The sequence below is a fragment of the Bacillus sp. 103mf genome (genome assembly GCF_900116295.1).
GTDB classification, from domain to species: Bacteria; Bacillota; Bacilli; order Bacillales; family Bacillaceae_G; genus Bacillus_A; species Bacillus_A bruguierae.
Genome location: NZ_FPAF01000001.1, coordinates 854,585 through 875,603, shown reverse-complemented (window position 1 = coordinate 875,603; position 21,019 = coordinate 854,585). Strand labels below are relative to the sequence as shown.

At 36.8% G+C, this 21,019-nt stretch carries 20 protein-coding genes and 1 tRNA gene; 15 read left to right on the top strand and 6 right to left on the bottom strand.

All coding sequences use genetic code 11. The features are described from left to right. Positions 1 to 8 precede the first annotated feature (8 nt). From rpoD to BM350_RS04445, 4 genes are all read left to right on the top strand, one after another. Entirely contained in the window at positions 9 to 1,130 is a 1,122-nt protein-coding gene (rpoD, locus tag BM350_RS04460; protein WP_020062259.1) for an RNA polymerase sigma factor RpoD, read from the top strand. 372 nt (positions 1,131 to 1,502) lie between these two features. Then, positions 1,503 to 1,862, top strand: a complete 360-nt coding sequence (cccA, locus tag BM350_RS04455; RefSeq protein ID WP_090916677.1) for a cytochrome c550 — start codon at positions 1,503 to 1,505, stop codon at positions 1,860 to 1,862. Between the two features lie 178 nt (positions 1,863 to 2,040). Next, positions 2,041 to 2,748: a tRNA (adenine(22)-N(1))-methyltransferase gene (locus BM350_RS04450; protein WP_090916675.1), complete on the top strand. Its 708-nt coding sequence runs from the start codon at positions 2,041 to 2,043 to the stop codon at positions 2,746 to 2,748. Continuing rightward, entirely contained in the window at positions 2,745 to 3,866 is a 1,122-nt protein-coding gene (locus BM350_RS04445; protein WP_090916673.1) for a Nif3-like dinuclear metal center hexameric protein, read from the top strand. Before BM350_RS04450 ends, BM350_RS04445 begins: the two co-directional genes overlap by 4 nt. 94 nt (positions 3,867 to 3,960) lie before the next feature. On the opposite strand, the gene BM350_RS04440 is transcribed toward BM350_RS04445, so the two are convergent. Together BM350_RS04440 and vrrA are read right to left on the bottom strand one after the other, a co-directional pair. After that, positions 3,961 to 4,902: a 4-hydroxy-3-methylbut-2-enyl diphosphate reductase gene (locus BM350_RS04440; protein ID WP_090916671.1), complete on the bottom strand. Its 942-nt coding sequence runs from the start codon at positions 4,900 to 4,902 to the stop codon at positions 3,961 to 3,963. Between the two features lie 90 nt (positions 4,903 to 4,992). Beyond that, complete coding sequence (vrrA, locus tag BM350_RS04435) at positions 4,993 to 5,661, bottom strand: VrrA/YqfQ family protein (RefSeq protein WP_090916669.1); 669 nt, start codon at positions 5,659 to 5,661, stop codon at positions 4,993 to 4,995. A gap of 501 nt (positions 5,662 to 6,162) precedes the next feature. Between vrrA and BM350_RS04430 the strand changes: the two genes are divergently transcribed. Together BM350_RS04430 and BM350_RS04425 are read left to right on the top strand one after the other, a co-directional pair. Beyond that, the gene (locus BM350_RS04430) at positions 6,163 to 7,473 is read left to right on the top strand and encodes a DEAD/DEAH box helicase (RefSeq protein ID WP_090913725.1); all 1,311 of its coding nucleotides are present in this window, start codon (positions 6,163 to 6,165) and stop codon (positions 7,471 to 7,473) included. 98 nt (positions 7,474 to 7,571) lie between these two features. After that, the gene (locus BM350_RS04425; protein ID WP_090913728.1) at positions 7,572 to 8,468 is read left to right on the top strand and encodes a deoxyribonuclease IV; all 897 of its coding nucleotides are present in this window, start codon (positions 7,572 to 7,574) and stop codon (positions 8,466 to 8,468) included. A 69-nt stretch (positions 8,469 to 8,537) separates the two neighbouring features. Here the strand turns inward: BM350_RS04425 and BM350_RS04420 are convergent, their stop codons facing one another. Continuing rightward, positions 8,538 to 8,792, bottom strand: a complete 255-nt coding sequence (locus BM350_RS04420; RefSeq protein WP_090913730.1) for a DUF2624 domain-containing protein — start codon at positions 8,790 to 8,792, stop codon at positions 8,538 to 8,540. A gap of 148 nt (positions 8,793 to 8,940) precedes the next feature. Here BM350_RS04420 and BM350_RS04415 point away from each other — a divergent pair, with 148 nt between their 5' ends. The 4 genes from BM350_RS04415 (at position 8,941) to BM350_RS04400 (ending at position 12,008) form a co-directional block, all read left to right on the top strand. Next, positions 8,941 to 9,819, top strand: coding sequence for a YitT family protein (locus BM350_RS04415; protein WP_090913732.1), 879 nt, complete (start codon positions 8,941 to 8,943; stop codon positions 9,817 to 9,819). Between the two features lie 158 nt (positions 9,820 to 9,977). After that, the gene (locus BM350_RS04410) at positions 9,978 to 10,751 is read left to right on the top strand and encodes a metal ABC transporter ATP-binding protein (RefSeq protein WP_090913734.1); all 774 of its coding nucleotides are present in this window, start codon (positions 9,978 to 9,980) and stop codon (positions 10,749 to 10,751) included. Then, positions 10,748 to 11,581 carry a metal ABC transporter permease gene (locus BM350_RS04405; RefSeq protein ID WP_090913736.1) on the top strand — a complete coding sequence of 278 codons (834 nt, stop codon included), beginning with the start codon at positions 10,748 to 10,750 and terminating at the stop codon, positions 11,579 to 11,581. The genes BM350_RS04410 and BM350_RS04405 overlap by 4 nt, the downstream gene beginning before the upstream one ends. 13 nt (positions 11,582 to 11,594) lie before the next feature. Further along, a complete protein-coding gene (locus tag BM350_RS04400; RefSeq protein WP_090913738.1) occupies positions 11,595 to 12,008 on the top strand; it encodes a Fur family transcriptional regulator in 414 nt (137 codons plus the stop codon). A 54-nt stretch (positions 12,009 to 12,062) separates the two neighbouring features. On the opposite strand, the gene ispG is transcribed toward BM350_RS04400, so the two are convergent. The 3 genes from ispG to BM350_RS04385 all read right to left on the bottom strand — a co-directional run bounded on the left by ispG (position 12,063) and on the right by BM350_RS04385 (position 14,677). Next, positions 12,063 to 13,145, bottom strand: a complete 1,083-nt coding sequence (ispG, locus tag BM350_RS04395) for a flavodoxin-dependent (E)-4-hydroxy-3-methylbut-2-enyl-diphosphate synthase (protein WP_170857655.1) — start codon at positions 13,143 to 13,145, stop codon at positions 12,063 to 12,065. A 354-nt stretch (positions 13,146 to 13,499) separates the two neighbouring features. Then, on the bottom strand, positions 13,500 to 13,844 hold the full coding sequence (locus BM350_RS04390; protein ID WP_090913740.1) for a hypothetical protein: 345 nt from the start codon (positions 13,842 to 13,844) through the stop codon (positions 13,500 to 13,502). Between the two features lie 65 nt (positions 13,845 to 13,909). Beyond that, positions 13,910 to 14,677: a DUF1189 domain-containing protein gene (locus BM350_RS04385; RefSeq protein WP_090913742.1), complete on the bottom strand. Its 768-nt coding sequence runs from the start codon at positions 14,675 to 14,677 to the stop codon at positions 13,910 to 13,912. 230 nt (positions 14,678 to 14,907) lie between these two features. Here BM350_RS04385 and BM350_RS04380 point away from each other — a divergent pair. The 5 genes from BM350_RS04380 (at position 14,908) to BM350_RS04360 (ending at position 21,011) form a co-directional block, all read left to right on the top strand. After that, positions 14,908 to 14,981: transfer RNA gene (locus BM350_RS04380), tRNA-Ile, on the top strand. 224 nt (positions 14,982 to 15,205) lie between these two features. Continuing rightward, positions 15,206 to 15,817, top strand: a complete 612-nt coding sequence (gene sodA / locus BM350_RS04375) for a superoxide dismutase [Mn] (RefSeq protein WP_090913743.1) — start codon at positions 15,206 to 15,208, stop codon at positions 15,815 to 15,817. Positions 15,818 to 16,006: 189 nt separating this feature from the next. Then, positions 16,007 to 17,284: an MFS transporter gene (locus BM350_RS04370; protein WP_090913745.1), complete on the top strand. Its 1,278-nt coding sequence runs from the start codon at positions 16,007 to 16,009 to the stop codon at positions 17,282 to 17,284. Positions 17,285 to 17,392: 108 nt separating this feature from the next. After that, entirely contained in the window at positions 17,393 to 19,522 is a 2,130-nt protein-coding gene (locus BM350_RS04365) for a peptidoglycan D,D-transpeptidase FtsI family protein (protein WP_090913747.1), read from the top strand. Between the two features lie 613 nt (positions 19,523 to 20,135). Beyond that, positions 20,136 to 21,011 (top strand): PstS family phosphate ABC transporter substrate-binding protein, encoded by an 876-nt coding sequence (locus tag BM350_RS04360; RefSeq protein ID WP_244547950.1) that lies wholly within the window; start codon positions 20,136 to 20,138, stop codon positions 21,009 to 21,011. Positions 21,012 to 21,019 lie beyond the last annotated feature (8 nt).

Below are 21,019 nucleotides of genomic sequence, written 5' to 3'. Positions count from 1 at the left end.
GGGAACAAATGGCTGATAAACCAGCTCGTTCTAAACAAATTGAAACTGATATGACACTTGAGCAAGTGAAAGAGCAACTCACAGAGCTCGGAAAAAAACGTGGCGTTCTTACATATGAAGAGATTGCAGAACGCATGAGCGGATTTGATATTGAATCCGATCAAATGGATGAATATTATGAATATTTAGGTGAACAAGGAATCGATTTAGTTGGCGACAGTGATGAAGATCCAAATACTCGTCAATTAGCCAAAGCTGAAGAAGAGTTTGACTTAAACGATTTAAGTGTACCGCCAGGTGTGAAAATTAATGATCCTGTCCGTATGTACTTAAAAGAAATCGGTCGTGTTGACTTATTATCTGCTGAAGAAGAAATTGCTCTTGCAAAACGTATTGAAGAAGGCGATGAAGAAGCGAAACGCCGCCTTGCAGAAGCAAACTTACGTCTAGTTGTAAGTATTGCAAAACGTTATGTTGGCCGCGGTATGCTTTTCTTAGACTTAATTCAAGAAGGGAATATGGGTCTAATTAAAGCTGTTGAAAAGTTTGATTACCGCAAAGGGTATAAATTTAGTACGTATGCAACGTGGTGGATTCGTCAAGCAATTACACGTGCAATTGCGGACCAAGCAAGAACAATTCGTATACCAGTTCATATGGTTGAAACAATCAATAAGTTGATTCGTGTTCAACGTCAATTATTACAAGATTTAGGTCGTGAGCCATCTCCAGAAGAGATTGGCGAAGAAATGGATCTTGCTCCTGAAAAAGTACGCGAAATCTTAAAGATTGCCCAAGAGCCAGTATCTCTTGAAACACCAATTGGTGAAGAGGATGACTCTCATTTAGGTGATTTTATCGAAGACCAAGAAGCAACATCTCCTGCAGATCATGCAGCGTATGAATTATTAAAAGAACAATTAGAAGATGTATTAGATACATTGACAGATCGTGAAGAAAATGTTCTTCGTCTTCGCTTTGGTTTAGACGATGGACGAACTCGTACGCTTGAAGAAGTTGGAAAAGTATTCGGCGTTACGAGAGAGCGTATTCGTCAAATTGAAGCAAAAGCGCTTCGTAAATTAAGACACCCAAGCCGTAGCAAACGCTTGAAAGATTTCTTAGAATAGAGCTTTGTGTAAAGTTTACTTCATTAATATGAAGTAAACTTTTTTTTGTTAAAATCTACATGTCAGTAGCAATTACAATTCTTGTAATTTATTTTACAGAATTGTCTTTTGATTTGCAAATAGTCATTTTTCGATTTTTCGATTAATTTCGTGTATTCTTAACAAAAATATATGGAGAATATAAATGTTTGTGATGAGAAAAGTGGATATTTAGCAAAAAATTACGTGATTTTGTAGCAAAATAATTAATTGAATATATGGAATATTTTTAACTTATTGTAGTTTGGTCTTTTCTGGTAGATTGTTTTCAAGTACAATAGAAATGACTAAATCATCAAACTATTGGGGGATATAGAGGGGGAAAAAGAAAAAATGAAGCGTAATCCGTTAATTCCATTTGCTCTTATTGCTGTATTGGGAATTATTATTATGTTTGTATTTTCATTTCAAGGCATGCATAAATCAAAGGAACTAGCTGACGCGAAGAAAAACGGGGGAAAAACGACACAAACAGCAGCAAAACCAGAAGAGATTGTAAAACAAAGTTGTGCAAGTTGCCATGGTGATCAATTGCAAGGGGCAGTTGGTCCTAATTTGCAAAAAGTTGGCGGTAAGCTTTCGAAGGATCAAATTCAAGAAGTAATTGTAAAAGGAAGAGGAAATATGCCGCCAGGTCTTATTCCAGCAGATCAAGCGTCTAAAGTAGCAGATTGGTTATCAAAGAAAAAATAATAGTTGATTACATAATGGCTCTTTACGTCTAAGTAAAGGGTTTTTTTTTATTAGTTAAAATGCCAAATTTAAAAATAAATGGTTTGTAAGCGAAGTAAAATGATTTATCTACTTGCAATAATAACTATAAATTCTTTATCATGGAGACAGACTGAAAGAGAAGGAGTAATTGAAATAAATGAATGAAGTAAAGCTTTCAAAACGATTAGAAGAAGTTGCACTTGAAATTCCGGTGGGTTCCACTGTTGCAGATATTGGTTCGGATCATGCCTATTTACCTTGCTATACAATCTTACATCATATTGCCATGCAGGCGGTAGCAGGAGAGGTTGTAGAAGGTCCGTTTCGTTCTGCACAAGCTACAGTAGCAGAGTGCGGATTGCAAGATAAAGTGAGTGTACGTAAAGGGAATGGTTTAGAAGTAATTGCGCCAGGCGAAGTAGATGTAATTACAATCGCAGGTATGGGTGGTGCGTTAATTCGTGATATTTTAGAAAATGGAAAAGAGAAGCTGAAGGGTGTAACTCGTTTAATTTTACAACCTAACATTGCTGCACATCATATTCGTGAATGGTTTATTGAGAATGGTTGGGAATTGATAAAAGAAAAAATCGTAAAAGAAGACGGAAAGATTTACGAAATTTTAGTAGGAGAACAGGGTAATGCTCTAGCGCCCTATAATGAGAAAAAAGAAGAAGCTTTATTCATGGGACCATTTTTAATAAAAGAGAAAAATAAAGTGTTTGTAGAGAAATGGGAAAGTGAACGAAAAAACTTTAAAAATATTTTTAAGCAATTAGAACGGGCAACAGAAACAGAAGAGACAAAAACGAAGCGTGCAGAAGTGTTAGAGAAGATCCGTATGATTGAGGAGGTTTTATCGTGAGTAAAACGCCTAATGGATATGAAATCATTTCTTTATTTGAAAGTATGTACCCGAAACATTTAGCAGTCGAGGGCGACAAAGTTGGATTGCAAATTGGGGCATTAAATAAACCCGTAGAGAATGTGTTAATTGTGCTTGATGTAACAGAAGAAGTTGTACAAGAAGCAATTGAAAAAGGGGTAAATTTAATTATTGCCCATCATCCGCTTATTTTTAATCCGCTCAAAGCGATTCATACAGAGCAAGCGTATGGGCGTATTATTGAAATGTGTATAAAAAACGATATTGCAGTTTATGCTGCTCATACAAATGTGGACATTGCAAAAGGCGGCGTGAACGATTTATTGGCAGCTGCTTTAGGATTGCAGGAAACAGAGGTGCTTGTTCCCACTTATACAGAAGAAATGAAAAAGCTAGTTGTATTTGTTCCTTCTTCGCATGCAGAAGTGGTACGTCGAGCGATTGGTGATGCAGGAGCAGGTTATATCGGGAATTATAGCCACTGTACGTTTAATAGCGAGGGTGCGGGTACATTTCTGCCACAAGAAGGAACGAATCCGTATATCGGAGAGACAGGGCGTTTAGAACAGGTAGAAGAAGTTCGTATTGAAACAATTATCCCGGCGTCGTTGCAACGTAAAGTTATGAAGGCAATGCTTGGGGCACACCCGTATGAAGAAGTGGCATACGATATTTATCCGTTAGAAAACAAAGGTGAAACGTTGGGTCTTGGGAAAATTGGATATTTGCCGCAAGAAATGACTTTACAACAATTTGCAGAGCATGTGAAGCAATCTCTTGAGGTGAAGGGAGCTCGCGTTGTTGGCAACTTACAGGATACGGTGAAAAAAGTAGCAGTACTTGGAGGAGACGGGAATAAGTATATAAAACAAGCGAAGTTTAAAGGGGCAGACGTATACGTAACGGGAGATATGTATTATCACGTTGCACATGATGCGATGATGCTCGGATTAAATATCGTGGACCCAGGGCATAACGTGGAAAAAGTAATGAAAAAAGGTGTACAAAAACAACTACAAGCAAAAGTGGATGAGAGAAAATTTACTGCACGTATTCATGCTTCAGAATTACATACAGATCCATTTACATTTGTATAGAATGAAAAAATCCGTTATCTCCTGAGATAACGGATTTTTTTGTACTATCTCGCCATTTGCGGGCAGTAAGACCCCCACTGATTGAAGTTTTCCTTTATTTTGCTTTTACTTTTGGTAAGATTTTTTGTAGCGGTACGTTTCGCTTACGGTCCCATGTTGCAGGATTTGTTGGATCGTACTGTTCAAAAAATGCAATTACTTCTTTTGTAATAGGCGTTGGAGTAGAAGCGCCTGCTGTAATAGCGACTGTTTCTACTCCTTGTAACCATTCTAATTGGATTTCACTGACATCGGCAACGCGGTATGCTTTGGTGCTAGCAATTTCTTCAGATACTTGTGCAAGGCGGTTAGAGTTATTACTTTTTGGATCGCCAACAACAATTGTTAAATCAGCAGCAGTTGCTTGTTTTGCAACAGCTTCTTGACGTACTTGCGTAGCAAGACAAATCTCTTTATGAAATTCTGCTGTTGGAAACTTTTCTTGAATTTTCTCCATAATATGTTGAACATCCCATTGGCTCATCGTCGTTTGGTTTGTAACTAGAATTTTTTCCGTTGGAATGGTAAGTGCTTCAAGATCTGCTTCTTTCTCGATAAGATGGACAATATCCGGGGCAATCCCGACTGCACCTTCAGGCTCAGGGTGTCCTTTTTTGCCGATATAGATAATATGGTAGCCTTCTTCTTTTTTTGTCTCAATTAAATCATGTGTTTTTGTAACATCAGGACATGTTGCATCAATTGTTGTTAAGCCTTTCTCTTTCGCACGTTGTTTCACTTCGGGAGATACACCGTGAGCTGTAAAAATAACAGTCCCAGACTCAATTTTCTCTAAAATATCTAAACGACTTGGGCCATCAAGCGTAATAATGCCGTCTTCTTCAAACGCATCTGTTACGTGTTTATTGTGGACAATCATGCCTAAGATATAAATTGGTCTTGGCAATGTTTTATCAAGCGCTGCATTGCGCGCAATGACCATCGCGTCTACAACACCGTAGCAATAGCCGCGAGGGGAAATTTTAACGATTTTCATGTAATTAATCCGCTCCTTTAAAAAAGGATTTGTTTTATAAAGCTAATCCTTTTCATTATAAAGGAGATGAAAGCAGATGACAAAGAAATGTTACACGTATAGCTTTGGTTTAGGAGTGGTAGACTGTACGTTTTCTACTGCTACCTCATCTTCAATTATGATTTTAGGAGCGAGTGGTTTTCTTGTAATAGGTATTTCTTTAGATGGAGTGGAAGGGGAGACTTCGACTACTTCTGTTTGTTTTTCGGCTACCTCTGTTTGTTTTTCCTCAGTGCTTTTTCCGGATGAAAGTATTTTCATGATGCTAGGAATATTGCGAACAATCGGACCATATTGCTGCACGACAGGTCCAAAGGATTGTGCCATTTGAACAACTTTTTCAACGTTGTTTAGCATTCCGGTGGGATTTGAAATAAAGTTCGTGAAAAAACTGCCAATTCCACTAGATGCGCCTCCTGCTGTTCCTACTGTTCCTCGTGTTTCACCTTCTGCCATCATTTGAGGTTGCGCCATTCGCTGTTGTTTTGGAGGGTGCATATATGGATGGTTTTGCTGGTACGGTGTATTTGAGTATGTTTCTAATTGTCTATAAGGGGGCATCATATACATATCTGCAGCAGGATTGCGTTTTTGAAATAATTTTGCAAGAAATCCTTTTTTCTTAGGCATCATCGGCTGCATGCCCGGTGTTGGGTACATTGTATGAGAATATGGAGACTGCGTGTACATTTGTTGATAGGGAGGGGATTTCATATACATTAGGAAATCCTCCTTTCTTCAATTAGGTAATATACACTACAATATGCAATAGAGAGAAAGAAGGTTAGTTTTTCCGTTGAAATGCTAAACTATATAAATACAAATTAAAAATCGGCATAAAAACCTTCTTTCTTTTTAGGCGGGCGAGAGCATCTGGCCATGCATAGAAGCGGTCAGGGCCTTTTTCTATCACATGCAAAGTTTAAAACAAAAGAAGAAAGGGAGCGCAGGTCATGCTGTGTTCTGCACGGCAGCGACTTATAAAGAAAAGCGGAGCCGACTGTTTAGGCCCGTTGGCTAAGGTTCTTTCACACAGAAGGTGTTTTTTACCTTCTCGTGTGGAAGGTTCTTAGACATGAGGGCTTAGGAGGCAGAGCTAGACAAAGATGCCGAAAAATGAAAATGGATATATATAAAGATAGATTTTACTGATAGATTTCGATATAATGTTAACTTGACTGATTAATGAACGCAGTAGAAATAAGAAAGAAGGTGGAATGTATGACAGTGCAAACATTTACACAGTATGATTTTCAACCATTTTTAATAGATGCAATTCGTGAATTACGTTTTTCAGAACCAACAGAAATTCAACAAAAGATTTTTCCGGTTGTGAAAAAGGGAGTTAGTATTATTGGACAATCACAAACAGGATCTGGAAAAACGCATGCGTATTTACTTCCAACATTAAATCGGATTGATGCAAACAAAGAAGAAGTACAACTTGTAATTACAGCTCCAACTCGTGAGTTGGCGCAGCAAATTTATGAAGAGATTGTAAAGATAACAAAGTTTTGTGAGGAAGACAACATGATAACAGCGCGTTGTTTTATCGGTGGAACAGATAAACAACGTTCAATTGAAAAATTGAAGAAACAACCGCATGTTGTTGTGGGAACACCAGGGCGTATTAAGGATTTGGTGGAAGAGCAAGCGCTATTTGTACATACGGCTTTTGCAATTATTGTCGATGAAGCAGATTTAATGCTTGATATGGGCTTTATTCATGATGTAGATAAAATTGCAGCGCGTATGCCTAAAAATTTACAAATGCTCGTTTTCTCAGCGACAATTCCACAAAAGTTAAAACCATTTATGAAGAAATATATGGAGAATCCAGAGCATATTCATATTAATCCGAAGCAAATAGCAGCGGTTAATCTGGAGCATCACCTTATTCCATCAAGACATCGTAATAAAATTGAACTTGTGAAAAATCTGTTACTACAATATCAGCCGTATTTAGCAATCGTCTTTACGAATACAAAGAAAATGGCGGATGAAGTAGCGAATGGTTTAACAGAACGTGGTTTAAAAGTTGGTCGTATTCACGGTGATTTATCACCACGTGATCGTAAGAAAATGATGAAACAAGTTCGTGATTTAGAATTTCAATACATTGTAGCGACAGATTTAGCTGCACGTGGCATTGATATCGAGGGAATTAGTCATGTTATTAACTACGAAATTCCATCTGATTTAGATTTCTTTATTCATCGTGTGGGCCGAACAGCGCGTGCTGGATATTCTGGTATTGCGGCAACAATTTATGATCAATCGGATGAAGAAGCATTAGATACGTTAGAAAAGCAACGTCATATTGAATTCAAACACGTGGACTTACGTGCAGGTGAGTTGATTGAATTAGGGCCTCGTCGTCGCCGTCAAAGCCGTAAGAAGCCAAATGACGGATTAGATGCTATGGCGCAAAAGGTTGTGAAAAAACCGAAAAAAGTAAAGCCGAACTACAAGAAAAAGCTTGAATGGGAACGCGAAAAAATTAAGAAAAAATATAACAAAAAGAAAAGATAAGGATTTTCCTTATCTTTTTTTTGCGGGGAAGTTAACAGTGTCAGATTTCTGCAAATTATGCTATCATTATAGCTATTGCATTTATAAGAGGTGATTACATGTTGAAAATTGGATCTCACGTTTCGATGAGTGGAAAGAAAATGTTATTAGCAGCAAGTGAAGAAGCTGTATCATATGGTGCAACAACGTTTATGGTCTATACAGGGGCACCGCAAAATACGAGAAGAAAACCGATTGAAGAGTTAAATATAGAAGCTGGTCGTAAACATATGGAACTGAACGGGATTGAAGAAATCGTTGTTCATGCACCGTATATTATTAATATTGGTAACACAACGAAACCTGAAACATTCCAACTAGGTGTTGATTTTCTTCGCCTGGAAATTGAAAGAACATCAGCATTAGGCGTTGCCAAGCAAATTGTGCTCCATCCAGGAGCGCATGTTGGAGCAGGTGCGGATGCAGGCATTCAAAAAATTATTGAAGGTTTAAATGAAGTATTAACAGTTGACCAAACAGTGAACATTGCGCTAGAAACAATGGCTGGAAAAGGAACAGAGTGTGGACGCAGTTTTGAAGAGCTTGCGAGAATTATTGATGGTGTAACACATAATGAGAAATTATCTGTTTGTTTTGATACATGTCATACGCATGATGCTGGTTATGATATCGTTAATGATTTTGACGGTGTTTTAAACGAATTTGATAAAATTATAGGTATTGATCGTTTACAAGTATTACACATTAATGATAGCAAGAATAAGCGCGGTGCTAGAAAAGACCGTCATGAAAATATCGGTTTCGGTCATATCGGCTATGAAACATTGCGCCACATTGTACATCATCCACAATTACAGCATGTACCAAAAATTCTTGAAACACCATATGTAGGTGAAGATAAACAGGATAAAAAACCACCGTATAAATTTGAAATTGAAATGCTGAAAAACGGTGTGTTTGATGAAGAGATTCTTCAGAAAATTAAAGGACAATAAAAAAGGGGAAAGCCCCTTTTTTATTTTACCCCGCTATTCGCGGACAGTAAAACCCCACTGATGGAAGTTTCACTTTATTAATTTTTGGAATAGGGTGTTGATTTGTTGTGCGGTAGCAGGAGAAGTAACCTGTGCAATTTGTTTTAAAAGTTGTAATCTTTCTTGGACATCATAAATATTAATATGTTTTCCTTGAATTAATGTGACAATTTTATCTGCTTGTTCGCCTGCTATAGGCACCCCATATTCTTTACTGTATTTTAATAATTCCTTAGAAGTCATATTGTTTATTTTTTTATTTACAAATTGTTGAATGAGGTTCATGTTGCTACCCCCTTTGTTTTGTCCTCATATCCGAATATATGTGGAATATGCTTGTGTATATTCCAGAACAGGTCGTTTTCTTATCAGAAAAAGTAGAATATGTTACAATAAAAGGAGGAAATTATATAAAGATACTTGAGGAGGTAGTATGGAAAAAAAACAGCATAAAAAAGAAAGTATAATTCATCTTGTGTATCGTCTTGTTATGATTGTCATAGGTGCGGGCTGTGCAGCAGTTGCACTCGAACTATTTTTAATTCCAAACAAGATTATTGATGGTGGTATTATCGGTGTTTCCCTCATATTAGATTACCTTACACCAAATATTTGGTGGCTAAGCTTTTCCACTTTAGTTGTAATCCTCAACTTACCATTTATGTACTCAGGTTATAAACAAATCGGAAAAACATTTATGCTATCTTCTGTTTTTGCAGTAATATGTTTAGCTTTGATTGAGTCCACATTACATTCTATTCAGCCTTTTACGACAGAGCCGATTTTAGCGACTGTCTTTGGAGGTTTAATTTTAGGTGTTGGTGTTGGGCTTGTAATTAGGCATGGTGGTTCATTAGATGGAGCGGAAATTCTAGGTATTTTGCTAACAAAGAAATTACCGTTTTCTGTCGGTGAATTTGTTATGTTTATGAATATTTTCGTCTTTGCCTGGGCGGCAGTCGTGTTTGGCGTAGAACAAGCAATGTATTCTGTCATGACATACTATATTGCATTTAAAACGATTGATACTGTTATCCAGGGATTAGATGAAACGAAAGCAGTGATTATTGTTTCGGACCATTATGAAGAGGTATCAAACGCAATTTTACATCGACTTGGCCGCGGAACAACGAAGTTAGTTGGGAAAGGTGGCTATACGGATAAAGAAAAAGAAGTCATCTATGCAGTTATTACTCGTTTAGAGGTAACGAAGCTAAAATCGATTGTTCATGAAGTAGATGAAAATGCTTTTATTACTATTATGAATACACAAGAAACAAAAGGTGCAAAATTTAAATCAGCAATTCACTAAAAGCGGAGAGATTTTCTCTGCTTTTTGTTATAATGGATAGGTTGTCTAAAATGGTATATATATTTTAGGACAGATTGGTTTACAACTTGTAATGAGCTATAATATAATTTAAATAAAGATAAATCGGAATCATTCTGAATTAAAATAGGTGAGATATGATGAAGTATATATTAGAAATCGAAAATTTAACCTTTCGTTATGAAGAGCGAAATGTGTTAGAGGACATTCAATTGCAAGTTCCTAAAGGAGCTTTTTTAGGGTTAGTAGGACCGAATGGATCAGGAAAATCTACATTATTGAAATGTATATTAGGGATTTTAAAACCGAAACAAGGAACGATTCGGTTGTTTGGTGTGGACAGTAAAAAATTTAAAGATTGGAATAAAGTTGGATATGTCTCCCAAAAGGCGAATAGTTTCAACTCTGGATTTCCCGCAACTGTATTTGAAGTTGTTTCGATGGGACTTGTTTCTAAAAAAGGTTTGTTTCGGTTCTTAACAAAGACGGATAAAGCGAAAGTAGCAAAAGCGATTGCTGATGTTGGAATGAGTGAGTTTATGAATCGGAATATTGGTGAACTTTCTGGTGGACAGCAACAACGTGTTTTTATTGCGCGCGCACTTGTAAGTGAACCGGAATTATTAATTTTGGACGAGCCTACTGTCGGTATTGATGTGAAAAATGTAGAAAGTTTTTATGAAATGCTAGAGCATTTAAATAAGCATTTAGGGATTACACTTATTCTTGTCACTCATGATATGGGAGCTGTCACAGAGAAGGTTACACATGTCGCTTGCTTAAATCAACGTTTACATTTCCACGGAAATGTAGACGCGTTTCAAAAGTTAGAAGATGCCGAAATGTCATTATTATACGGTTATCATGTTCATCGTTTAGAGCATGATCACGAGCATCATGGGGGGATACGATGATACAGGACTTTTTGCAATATGATTTTTTACGAAATTCTTTATATGCTGGAGTGTTAATTGGACTTGTCGCCCCGATGCTTGGCGTCTTTGTTGTCATTCGTCGTTTATCGTTGATTGCTGATGCATTAAGTCACGTTACGTTATCAGGTATTGCAGCGAGTTTATTACTAGAAAAAACCGTATTTACAGGTGGTTTTTTGAATCCGTTATATATGGGGATGATATTTTCTATTGGCGGCGCTCTGCTTATTGAAAAATTAAGAACGGTATATAAACATTTTCAAGAACTAGCAATTCCTATTATTATGTCAGCTGGTATTGGGATTGGTGTAATTTTCATTTCTCTTGCCAATGGATTTAATACAGATTTATTTAGTTATTTGTTTGGTAGCGTGAGTGCAGTGACAAGTAGTGATTTATTTATTATTGGATTCGTTGCTGTAATTGTGGTTGCTGTCATCATTTTATTATATAAAGAACTGTTTTTATTATCTTTTGATGAAGAATATGCTGTAGCAACAGGTTTGCGTGCGAAGTGGATTCACTTTATTTTTATTATTTTAGTTGCACTTGTGATTGCGGTTTCAATGCGTGTTGTCGGCATTCTTCTTGTTTCATCATTAATGACATTACCGGTTGCAGCAAGTATTCGAATTGCGAAAGGTTTTAAGCAAACGATCTTTTTCTCCGTTATATTTGGTGAAATTGCAGTAGTTGGAGGCATGTTAGCTTCTTATCAGCTCGACCTTGCTCCTGGTGGGACAATTGTTGTGTTATCAGTTCTTATTTTAATCGGTGCAATCTTATGGAAGAAGAAAAAAACTGCGTAAAGTAGGGATGACTATGAATCTTACAGAAGCTTTACACCTTATGAAGGAGGAGGGCTATAAACATACTGGAAAAAGAGAAGAGATGCTGCGTTTATTTGCTAATCATAATAAATATTTAACAGCAAGAGATGTTTTAGCCAATATGAAGGGTGATTATCCAGGGCTCAGTTTTGATACTATTTATCGTAACTTAACTCTGTTTGTAGAAATCGGTATTTTAGAACAGACAGAGTTAAATGGTGAAAAACATTTTCGCTTCAAATGTTCTACTACAGAGCATCATCACCATTTCATTTGTTTAGATTGCGGAGGAACGAAGGAAATCACATCTTGTCCAATGGAACGCATGAATAAAGACTTTAAAGGATATGAAGTAACGGGGCATAAATTTGAAATATATGGACGCTGTCCGAAATGTGTACAATAAAAAAGCTTGTCAGTTTCGAAACTGACAAGCTTTTTTTATCTAGAAGTTTTCAACTTATTTTTCTTGTTTTGCTGCATATTCTTCTGCAATTTTATCAATTTCTTTCTTTAATTCTTCCACCATTGTTTCTTCTGGTACTTTACGTACAATTTCACCTTTGCGGAAGAGAAGACCTTCTCCACGTGCTCCAGCAATCCCGATATCTGCTTCACGCGCTTCGCCAGGGCCGTTTACTGCGCAACCGAGTACGGCAACTTTAATCGGTGCCTTAATTTTTGAAATATATTCTTCTACTTCATTTGCGATGCTAATTAAGTCAATTTCAATACGTCCGCAAGTTGGACAAGAAATCAATGTAGCAGCATTAGAAGCAAGTCCGAATGACTTTAATAGTTCGCGCGCTACTTTTACTTCTTCAACTGGGTCTGCACTTAATGAGATACGCAATGTGTTACCGATACCTTTACTTAAGATTGCACCAAGACCAGCTGCACTTTTTACAGTTCCGGCAAATAAAGTTCCGGACTCTGTAATACCAAGATGTAATGGATAATTGAAAGCACGAGATGCTTTTTCATACGCTTCAATTGCCAAATTCACATCAGAGGCTTTCATCGATACGATGATATCATGAAAATCTAGATCTTCTAAAATTTTAATGTGATGCAATGCACTTTCTACCATGCCATCAGCGGTTGGGTATCCATATTTTTCTAGGATATGACGTTCTAATGAACCTGCATTTACACCGATACGGATTGGAATGCCGCGTTCTTTTGCAGCATTTACAACTGCTTCAACTTTATGACGGCGACCGATGTTTCCTGGATTAATACGAACTTTGTCAATGCCGCCTTCAATTGCTTTTAATGCTAGGCGATAGTCAAAGTGGATATCAGCAACAAGAGGGATATTAATTTGTTTTTTAATATCAGCAATTGCATTTGCAGCACGCTCATCGGGAACGGCTACACGAACAATTTGACAACCTGCCTCTTCTAAACGTTTAATTTCGGCAACTGTTGCTTCCACATCATGTGTTTTAGTTGTTGTCATACTTTGTATAATTAATTCATTATTACCGCCAATTGTTAAATTTCCAACTTTAACAGGACGTGTTTTTGTACGATGAGTTATTTCATTCACGAATAGATCGCTCTCCTTATAAAAGAAGTTTCTTATTTTGTAGACAAACACATTTATATTGTATGCAGTATTTGTCTAGTGAAGCCAAATGTCTATATAAATCCACTTTGATTTTTCAACATACAAGTCACTGCTATGCAGAAAAAACATGATCGCTACTTGCTTTCTCCCTTTGTTTTAACCATTGAAAGTGGCAGGAAAAGGCCCTGACCGCTTCTATGCATGGCCAGATGCTCTCGCTCAACTAAAAAGGAGCTTTTATGTTGTTTTTTTATTTGTATTTATATAGTTTCACTTTTTCTATTGTATCAGCGCCTTACTGCAGTTGACAAGAATTATGTGATGTTATTCCTGATAGAGGGGGAATTTGTATTTTTTCCCGACTTGTAATTTTGCTGGAGAGTCGTTTTGATTTAAGTCTTTGAAGTCCGTAACAACTTTTTCAATAGAAGGGACTTTTTTCTTATTAATTTCTTCTGTAATAGAGAGAACGGTCTCGCCTGTCTTTACTTCAATGACCTTATATTTTGCTAGTGATGTATTTCCTTTTTGTTTATTATTTGTAACTTTAGCCGAAGTTTCTTTTGTTTTGGAATATGTATGAAGCAACGGTAATGTGCCAATTGTCATATCATAGTACAAGACATAACCGAGAACAAGTAGTAACAAGATACCGCCAAGCCTTTTCATATTTTCCCACTCCTTTGTAGAGAAATATATGCTTGTCCAAAAAAAAAATGCCTTGAAGGCATTTTTTATAGTGAATTTTTTTCTTTTGGTTTTGGTACTTCTTTTATTGTTAAATAAAGAACCACAAGAACGATACCGATAAATGTAAATAACGAGAATATGACATGCACTTTTAACAAGTCCATAATCATAAAGAATATAGTTGGGATTGTATAACTATAAGCGGTTAATGTCCAAACTTGTTTGTAAGATAATTTACGTTCTCCACTCATTGCAGAGCCGATAAATGCTAATAGCGTAACACCAAGAAATGTAATAAATAGCTGGAATAAGTAAATAAATATCCCGATAAAGAATATAACAACTGCATAGATGCTATCAATGTATGAAACGATTTTTTGGATATCTTTCTTTTCAAAAGTTGTATTACCTAAATCGCTATATGGAAAGGATTGCGGTTGTTGTCCTGCTATTGAAATCATTTTATCTTTTAAAATGAATATACCATCGCGATTTGGATAATTTTTTATGTCTGTTGCATTTGGATCAAATACAAAAATAAAGTCTAATTCATCTTTTACAATTGGTTTGCTAATGTCTGCGTGAAGCTCGCTATTTTCAATTTTAAAATCAGGCACATCTTTTTCGATAGAGCGATCAATTAGACTAATACCCTCTTGAATAAAATCTCCAAATAAAATCGTTTTTGGAACAGTAGCAAGTAGACATAGTAACATTATGTAAAGAATCGTTTTTCCGATTTTTTGAAAACGAAAGAGTGCCATCTCTTTTGTTGTGTATAAGCTTTTAAATAGTTGTGTAAATATGGACATGCATTCACTTCCTTCTTTAAATATATTGATTTACAGTCTCATTGTAACGTATTTTTTTTAGGAACCACAAGATATATCATGTCGCATGTGAAAATATAATTGACACATTTCTTTTTAATATGGTAAATTTATCTTACATTTTTACATATAATCATACGTTCCATCGTAGTTTAACTGGCTAGAGTATATGGTTTATAACTGCGATGTCGTAGCAGTTATTCATATATTGCGGACCCTTAGCTCAGCTGGTTAGAGCAGACGGCTCATAACCGTCCGGTCGTAGGTTCGAGTCCTACAGGGTCCATATCCATTTCGCATATTGATACATAGCGGATAAGCTTCCTTAATAGAAGGGAGCTTTTTTTACGAAATGTATGAGCATTTCGTTTGAAAAGAAATGGGAAATTTGCTACTTTAATGTTAGCAAGGCAATACGCTAAATTTGTTTTCACCCTTATGTAATTAGGGTAAAATGAATTTGTATGCCAAGTTATTATCGGCAATACATACAATGGGAGGAATATAACAATGGCGAAACATGAATTACCAAATTTACCTTATGCGTATGATGCGTTAGAACCTCATTTTGACAAAGAAACAATGAACATCCATCATACAAAACATCACAACACATACGTAACAAACTTAAATGCTGCATTAGAAGGACATGCGGAATTAGCAGAAAAAAGCATTGAAGAGTTAGTTGCAAACTTAAACGAAGTGCCAGAAGCAATTCGCACAGCAGTACGTAATAACGGTGGTGGACATGCAAACCACTCTTTATTCTGGACAATCCTTTCTCCAAATGGCGGCGGACAACCAGTAGGTGAACTTGCAGGCGCAATTGAAGCGAAATTCGGTAGCTTCGATGCATTTAAAGAAGAGTTTGCAAAAGCAGGCGCAACTCGCTTCGGTTCTGGCTGGGCATGGCTTGTTGTAAACAATGGTGAATTAGAAGTAACAAGCACACCAAACCAAGATACTCCATTAATGGAAGGCAAAACGCCAGTTTTAGGATTAGACGTTTGGGAGCATGCATACTACTTACACTACCAAAACCGTCGTCCTGACTACATCAATGCTTTCTGGAGCGTTGTAGATTGGAACGCAATTGAAAAACGTTACCAAGACGCAAAATAATGATAATTGTAAAAACTAGGAGATGCTTCTCCTAGTTTTTTTGTTTTCTCTTCTATAGAGAACCGATCCGTTCACCTGGCTATCAGTGAGAAAAGTGCTAACTAATGAAAGTTTTACTTTTCACTTTTCTTCTTTACATAATTGTAACCTTCTTTGGAAGACTAGAACATGAAGTAAAGGAGAGTTTATATGAAGTGGAAACATTTAGTTGGCGATGTTGAGGTGAATCGTGATTTAGTTTTATTACTCATAATTGGCGGGTTATATACGTTGGCCATTTCGTTGTCCAATACGTTTGTTAATATTTATTTATGGAAACAAACGAAGGATTTTATGAATATTGGCTTTTATAATTTAGCAAGCGTTGTTTTACAGCCGCTCACTTTTCTTGTTGCCGGAAAACTTGCAAAACGAGTAGATCGTACGATTTTGCTCCGCATCGGTGTAACAACATTAGCTGCTTTTTTTATTGTTGTCTTACTGACAGGAACGAATGCTTCCCAGTATATTTTCCTTATCGGTGGTTTACTTGGGATAGGATATGGATTCTACTGGCTCGCATTTAATTTATTAACATTTGAAATTACAGAGCCAGAAACACGTGATTTTTTTAACGGATTTCTCGGACTTCTTACCTCATTTTCAGGCATGATTGGTCCAATTGCATCCGGATTTATCATTTCACGTATGGAAAAGTGGAGTGGATATACAGTTGTTTTTTTCCTATCTTTAACCTTATTTACCATTGCCGTAGTTGTCAGTTTTTTTCTGACAAAACGTGAATGTGAAGGGCGTTACGAACTTGTTGAAGTAATGAAAGAAAGGGAAAATAATAAAAACTGGGGAAGAATTACACTCGCTCATTTCTTTCAAGGACTTAGAGAAGGTACGTTTATATTTGTTATTTCTGTATATGTGTATATGGCTTCTGGCAGCGAATTAGCGCTGGGGAAATATGGGCTTGTAAATTCCGCTGTTTCTTTCATTTGCTATTATGTAGTAGCACGTGTATTGAAAAAGGAATGGCGAAAAAAAGCCATTTTACTCGGTGGAATTATTTTATATGCAGTTGTATTTTTAGTTGTCTTTCATGTCACATATACGAAATTACTTATTTATGCAGCTTGTATTGCCGTAGCATATCCGATTCTTCTTGTTCCATATGGTTCAATGACATATGATATAATAGGAAGAGCCAAACAAGCAAAGGAGCGGCGAGTAGAGTATATTGTTGTTCGTGAACTATGGCTAAACGGAGGAAGAATCTGTTCGGTTTTAAGTTTTTTACTAGCTGTTTCATTATTTCCGGCAGAAAAAAGCTTGCCTATTTTATTATTAATATTAGGTGCTGGACATTTACTTATCTATTTTGCGATTCGAAATGTCAAATACGATGATGAAAAAGCATGCCAGGCGGGGCTTGCAGCTGTACAAACGACGCAAAATACAACAGAAGGAGAAGGTTAACTTCTGCGATCTTTTATGTTAAAATAATAAAACGTATATAACAGTAGCGAGGACACCTGAAGAAGGTGTCCCTTTCCGCTTACATAGCTGTTGGCAGAGGGGGTTCGTATGAGTAAGAAAAAGAAAAAAAAGAAAACCCACGTTCCACTTCGGTTAAACGTGTTGTTTTTCTGTGTGTTTTTACTATTTTCATCAATAATTGTTCGATTAGGTATGGTACAGATTGTCCATGGTGAAGATTATAAAAATGAAGTAAACAGAAAGGAAAACTTAACGGTAAGCAACCCTGTTCCGCGCGGGAAGATTTTTGATAGGTATCACCGTGCGGTGGTGGATAATACACCACTTCGAACAATTACGTACACAAGAGTAAAGGGGTCAAAACCTGAAGAACGTTTAGAAACAGCCAAGCAACTCGCAAAGCTGCTTGATGTACCGACTGATAAATTAACAGAGCGAGATAAAAAAGATTTTTGGATTCTGTTAAATAAAGACCGGGCAAAAGCAAAAATTACGAAACAAGATGATGCTGATTTGAAAGCGAAAAAAATTGATGATAAACAACTGGCACAACGTCAGCTTGATCGTATTACAGAAGAAGAATTGAATGAATTAACTGCTGACGATTTAGAAGTGTTGGCAATTAAGAGTAAGATGGAAGGCGGCTATGCGATGACGCCGCAAATTATTAAAAAAGATGTGACGCCTGAAGAATACGCTATAGTTAGTGAGAATTTAGCGAAGCTTCCAGGGGTAGACACTACAGTTGATTGGGACCGTCACTATGCTTATGGGGATATGTTCCGCACTGTACTTGGCGGCGTAACAACTTCTGATCAAGGATTACCAAAAGAGAATCAAGACTATTACTTAGTTCGTGATTATAACCGCAATGACCGCGTCGGAAAAAGTTACATTGAGCAGCAATACGAGGATGTATTGCATGGCACGAAAGCACAAGTGAAAAATATTACGGATCAAAAGGGAAATATTCTTGAGACTGTCTATCTTTCTAAAGGAGAAAGTGGAAAGAATTTAACGTTGACCATTGATATGGAGCTGCAAAAGAAAGTCGAGCAAATTATTGAAGAAGAAATGAAAGCAGCAAAAGCTTCAGGCGGAGCGGAGTATATGGACCGTGCGTTTGTTGTGATGATGAATCCGAAAAACGGAGAAATTTTATCAATGGCTGGTAAACAGTTTGGGGAAGAAAATGGACAAAGAGTTATCAACGACTATGCACTTGGTACGATGACGAGTGCATATGAAATGGGTTCGACTGTAAAAGGTGCAACTGTGTTAACTGGATATCAAACAGAAGCAATTAAGCCAGGAGACGTAATTGTTGATGAACCAATGAAGTTTAAAAGTACAGATTGGAAAAAATCATGGAAAACAATGGGGGCGATTAATGATTTAACAGCCCTGCAACAATCTTCCAACGTATATATGTTTAAAACAGCGATGAAAATCGCAGGTGTAGATTATGTTCCAAACGGTACATTAAGTGTTAAACAAAAGGACTTTGATACAATGCGTTATTACTATAGTCAATTTGGGCTTGGAGTACCAACGGGAATAGATTTACCAAATGAAATGGCAGGAGTAAAAGGAAACGCAGTCGGACAACCTGGTAAGCTACTCGATTTAGCAATCGGGCAGTTTGACACGTATACACCGCTGCAATTGGCGCAATATGTATCAACGATTGCCAATGGTGGTTATCGGATGAAACCACAGATTGTAAAAGAAATTCGCAAACCGACTTCAAAACCTGAAGAGTTAGGAAAAGTAGTAGATTCGATGGAGCCAACGGTTTTAAATCGGATAGATATGAAAGATGAGTACATTAACCGTGTTCAAGAGGGCTTTAAAATGGTAATGCAAACACCAAATGGAACAGGGTATTCAAATGGTGGTTTTGCTGGTGCAACATATGATCCGGCAGGAAAAACGGGAACCGCACAGGCCGCTTATGCTGGTCCAAATGCAAAAGAGGTAAGAGCACAGATAGGTGATAGATCCATATATAATTTAACACTTGTTGGCTATGCACCGGCATCTGATCCAGAAGTTGCTTATTCTGTTGTTGTTCCGTGGTTGTCTAGTGATCAAAATCCAGTAAGTAAAAAAATTGGACGCCGAATTATGGACGCATATTTCGATTTGAAAAAGCAAGAAGTAAACGGAAATACTGGACCAATAGAAGATACGAAGAAAACAAATGAAGAAGAATAAAAATATGTAAGATTGGCACACTATCTGTGAAGATAGTGTGCTTTTTTTTATACATGTTGCATATAGTGATGACAGAAGTGTACAAGCCTAAGAAAAAATTCATGTACAATACTTATTTTATAAAAGGAGGTATGGAGAATAGTTTATAAATAAGTGTATTTAGCGTTACACATGGCAGGAAAAGGCCCTGATTGCTGCTATGTATAACGAGATACTCTCGCCCGCCTAAAAAGAAAAGGGTCTATATTCCGGTTCTTTAATTTGTATGTATATATGAATCCATTTTAATTTTTCAACATAAAAGTCACTGCTATGCAGAACAAAACATGACCGCTACTTGCTTTCTCCCTTTGTTTTAAATTTTGCATGTGGTAAGAAAAGGCCCTGACCGCTTCTATACATGGCCAGATGCTCTCGTCCACTTAAAAAGAAAGCTTTTATGTTGGTTTTTGAATTCGTATTTATAGATATTTACAAAACTTTTACAAACTATTAAAACCGCATTAATAGTTCAACATTATTCTTATATATGTACTCCTGTTAGCAGGAGGCTCCTAGGAGGAAATATTACGTGAAACGTAATAGAACATACACCATGGTTTTTATAATAGCAATGTTTTGTTTATCTGTTCATACGTTACCTGTTTCCGCCGCTAGTATTGTAGGAGAAGTACAAATTGATGGATCTTCTACAATTTTTCCGATTATGGAAGCAGTAGCAGAAGAGTATACGAAGCGAGAACCTCATGTGAAACTTTCTATTGGTATATCTGGAACGGGAGGCGGATTTCATCGTTTTGGAAAAGGAGAAGTAGATATAACAAATGCTTCTCGGCCAATGAAAAGAGAGGAAGAACGGCTTGCTAAGAAGCATCATATTACGTATACGCCGCTTCAAATTGCTTATGACGGTCTTACACTTATTGTGAATCGTGAGAATACGTGGGCAGATAACCTTACAATAGAAGAGTTACAAACGGTATGGAGTGATAGTGAAACAACGAAAAAATGGTCGCAAATTCATCCGAAATGGCCGCATGAAACGATACAATTTTACGCACCAGGGGTAGATTCTGGTACGTATGATTATTTTCAAAATGTAGTGTTGCAACAAAAGCAGATCACAAGAACAGTTACATTATCTGAAGATGACAATGTTTTAATACGGGGTGTTATGAGTAATAAGCACGCAATTGCATTTGTTGGATATGCATATTATGCTGCGAATCATGATAAAGTAAAGGCCGTAAAAATTAACGGTATTTCTCCGGCGAAAGAAACAATACAATCCGGAGCATATAAGCCGTTGTCTCGGCCGCTTTATGTATATGTAAATAACTCTTCTATTCGAGAGAAAAACAGTGTTGCAAATTATGTCTCTTTTATGATGAAGCATGCTGGAGAGCTTGTAGAAGAGATTGGATATGTGAAGTTGCCGCAATATAAATATAATGAACAGCTACAAATGTTAACAGAAATGCAAAAATAATGTCAAGA

Bases quoted from the DNA above. Each gene is read 5' to 3' on its own strand.
- rpoD (WP_020062259.1), top strand. From the start codon at position 9: ATGGCTGATAAACCAGCTCGTTCTAAACAAATTGAAACTGATATGACA.
- cccA (WP_090916677.1), top strand. From the start codon at position 1,503: ATGAAGCGTAATCCGTTAATTCCATTTGCTCTTATTGCTGTATTGGGA.
- BM350_RS04450 (WP_090916675.1), top strand. From the start codon at position 2,041: ATGAATGAAGTAAAGCTTTCAAAACGATTAGAAGAAGTTGCACTTGAA.
- BM350_RS04440 (WP_090916671.1), bottom strand. From the start codon at position 4,902: ATGAAAATCGTTAAAATTTCCCCTCGCGGCTATTGCTACGGTGTTGTA.
- vrrA (WP_090916669.1), bottom strand. From the start codon at position 5,661: ATGTATATGAAATCCCCTCCCTATCAACAAATGTACACGCAGTCTCCA.
- BM350_RS04430 (WP_090913725.1), top strand. From the start codon at position 6,163: ATGACAGTGCAAACATTTACACAGTATGATTTTCAACCATTTTTAATA.
- BM350_RS04425 (WP_090913728.1), top strand. From the start codon at position 7,572: ATGTTGAAAATTGGATCTCACGTTTCGATGAGTGGAAAGAAAATGTTA.
- BM350_RS04420 (WP_090913730.1), bottom strand. From the start codon at position 8,792: ATGAACCTCATTCAACAATTTGTAAATAAAAAAATAAACAATATGACT.
- BM350_RS04415 (WP_090913732.1), top strand. From the start codon at position 8,941: ATGGAAAAAAAACAGCATAAAAAAGAAAGTATAATTCATCTTGTGTAT.
- BM350_RS04410 (WP_090913734.1), top strand. From the start codon at position 9,978: ATGAAGTATATATTAGAAATCGAAAATTTAACCTTTCGTTATGAAGAG.
- BM350_RS04405 (WP_090913736.1), top strand. From the start codon at position 10,748: ATGATACAGGACTTTTTGCAATATGATTTTTTACGAAATTCTTTATAT.
- BM350_RS04400 (WP_090913738.1), top strand. From the start codon at position 11,595: ATGAATCTTACAGAAGCTTTACACCTTATGAAGGAGGAGGGCTATAAA.
- BM350_RS04390 (WP_090913740.1), bottom strand. From the start codon at position 13,844: ATGAAAAGGCTTGGCGGTATCTTGTTACTACTTGTTCTCGGTTATGTC.
- BM350_RS04385 (WP_090913742.1), bottom strand. From the start codon at position 14,677: ATGTCCATATTTACACAACTATTTAAAAGCTTATACACAACAAAAGAG.
- sodA (WP_090913743.1), top strand. From the start codon at position 15,206: ATGGCGAAACATGAATTACCAAATTTACCTTATGCGTATGATGCGTTA.
- BM350_RS04370 (WP_090913745.1), top strand. From the start codon at position 16,007: ATGAAGTGGAAACATTTAGTTGGCGATGTTGAGGTGAATCGTGATTTA.
- BM350_RS04365 (WP_090913747.1), top strand. From the start codon at position 17,393: ATGAGTAAGAAAAAGAAAAAAAAGAAAACCCACGTTCCACTTCGGTTA.
- BM350_RS04360 (WP_244547950.1), top strand. From the start codon at position 20,136: ATGTTTTGTTTATCTGTTCATACGTTACCTGTTTCCGCCGCTAGTATT.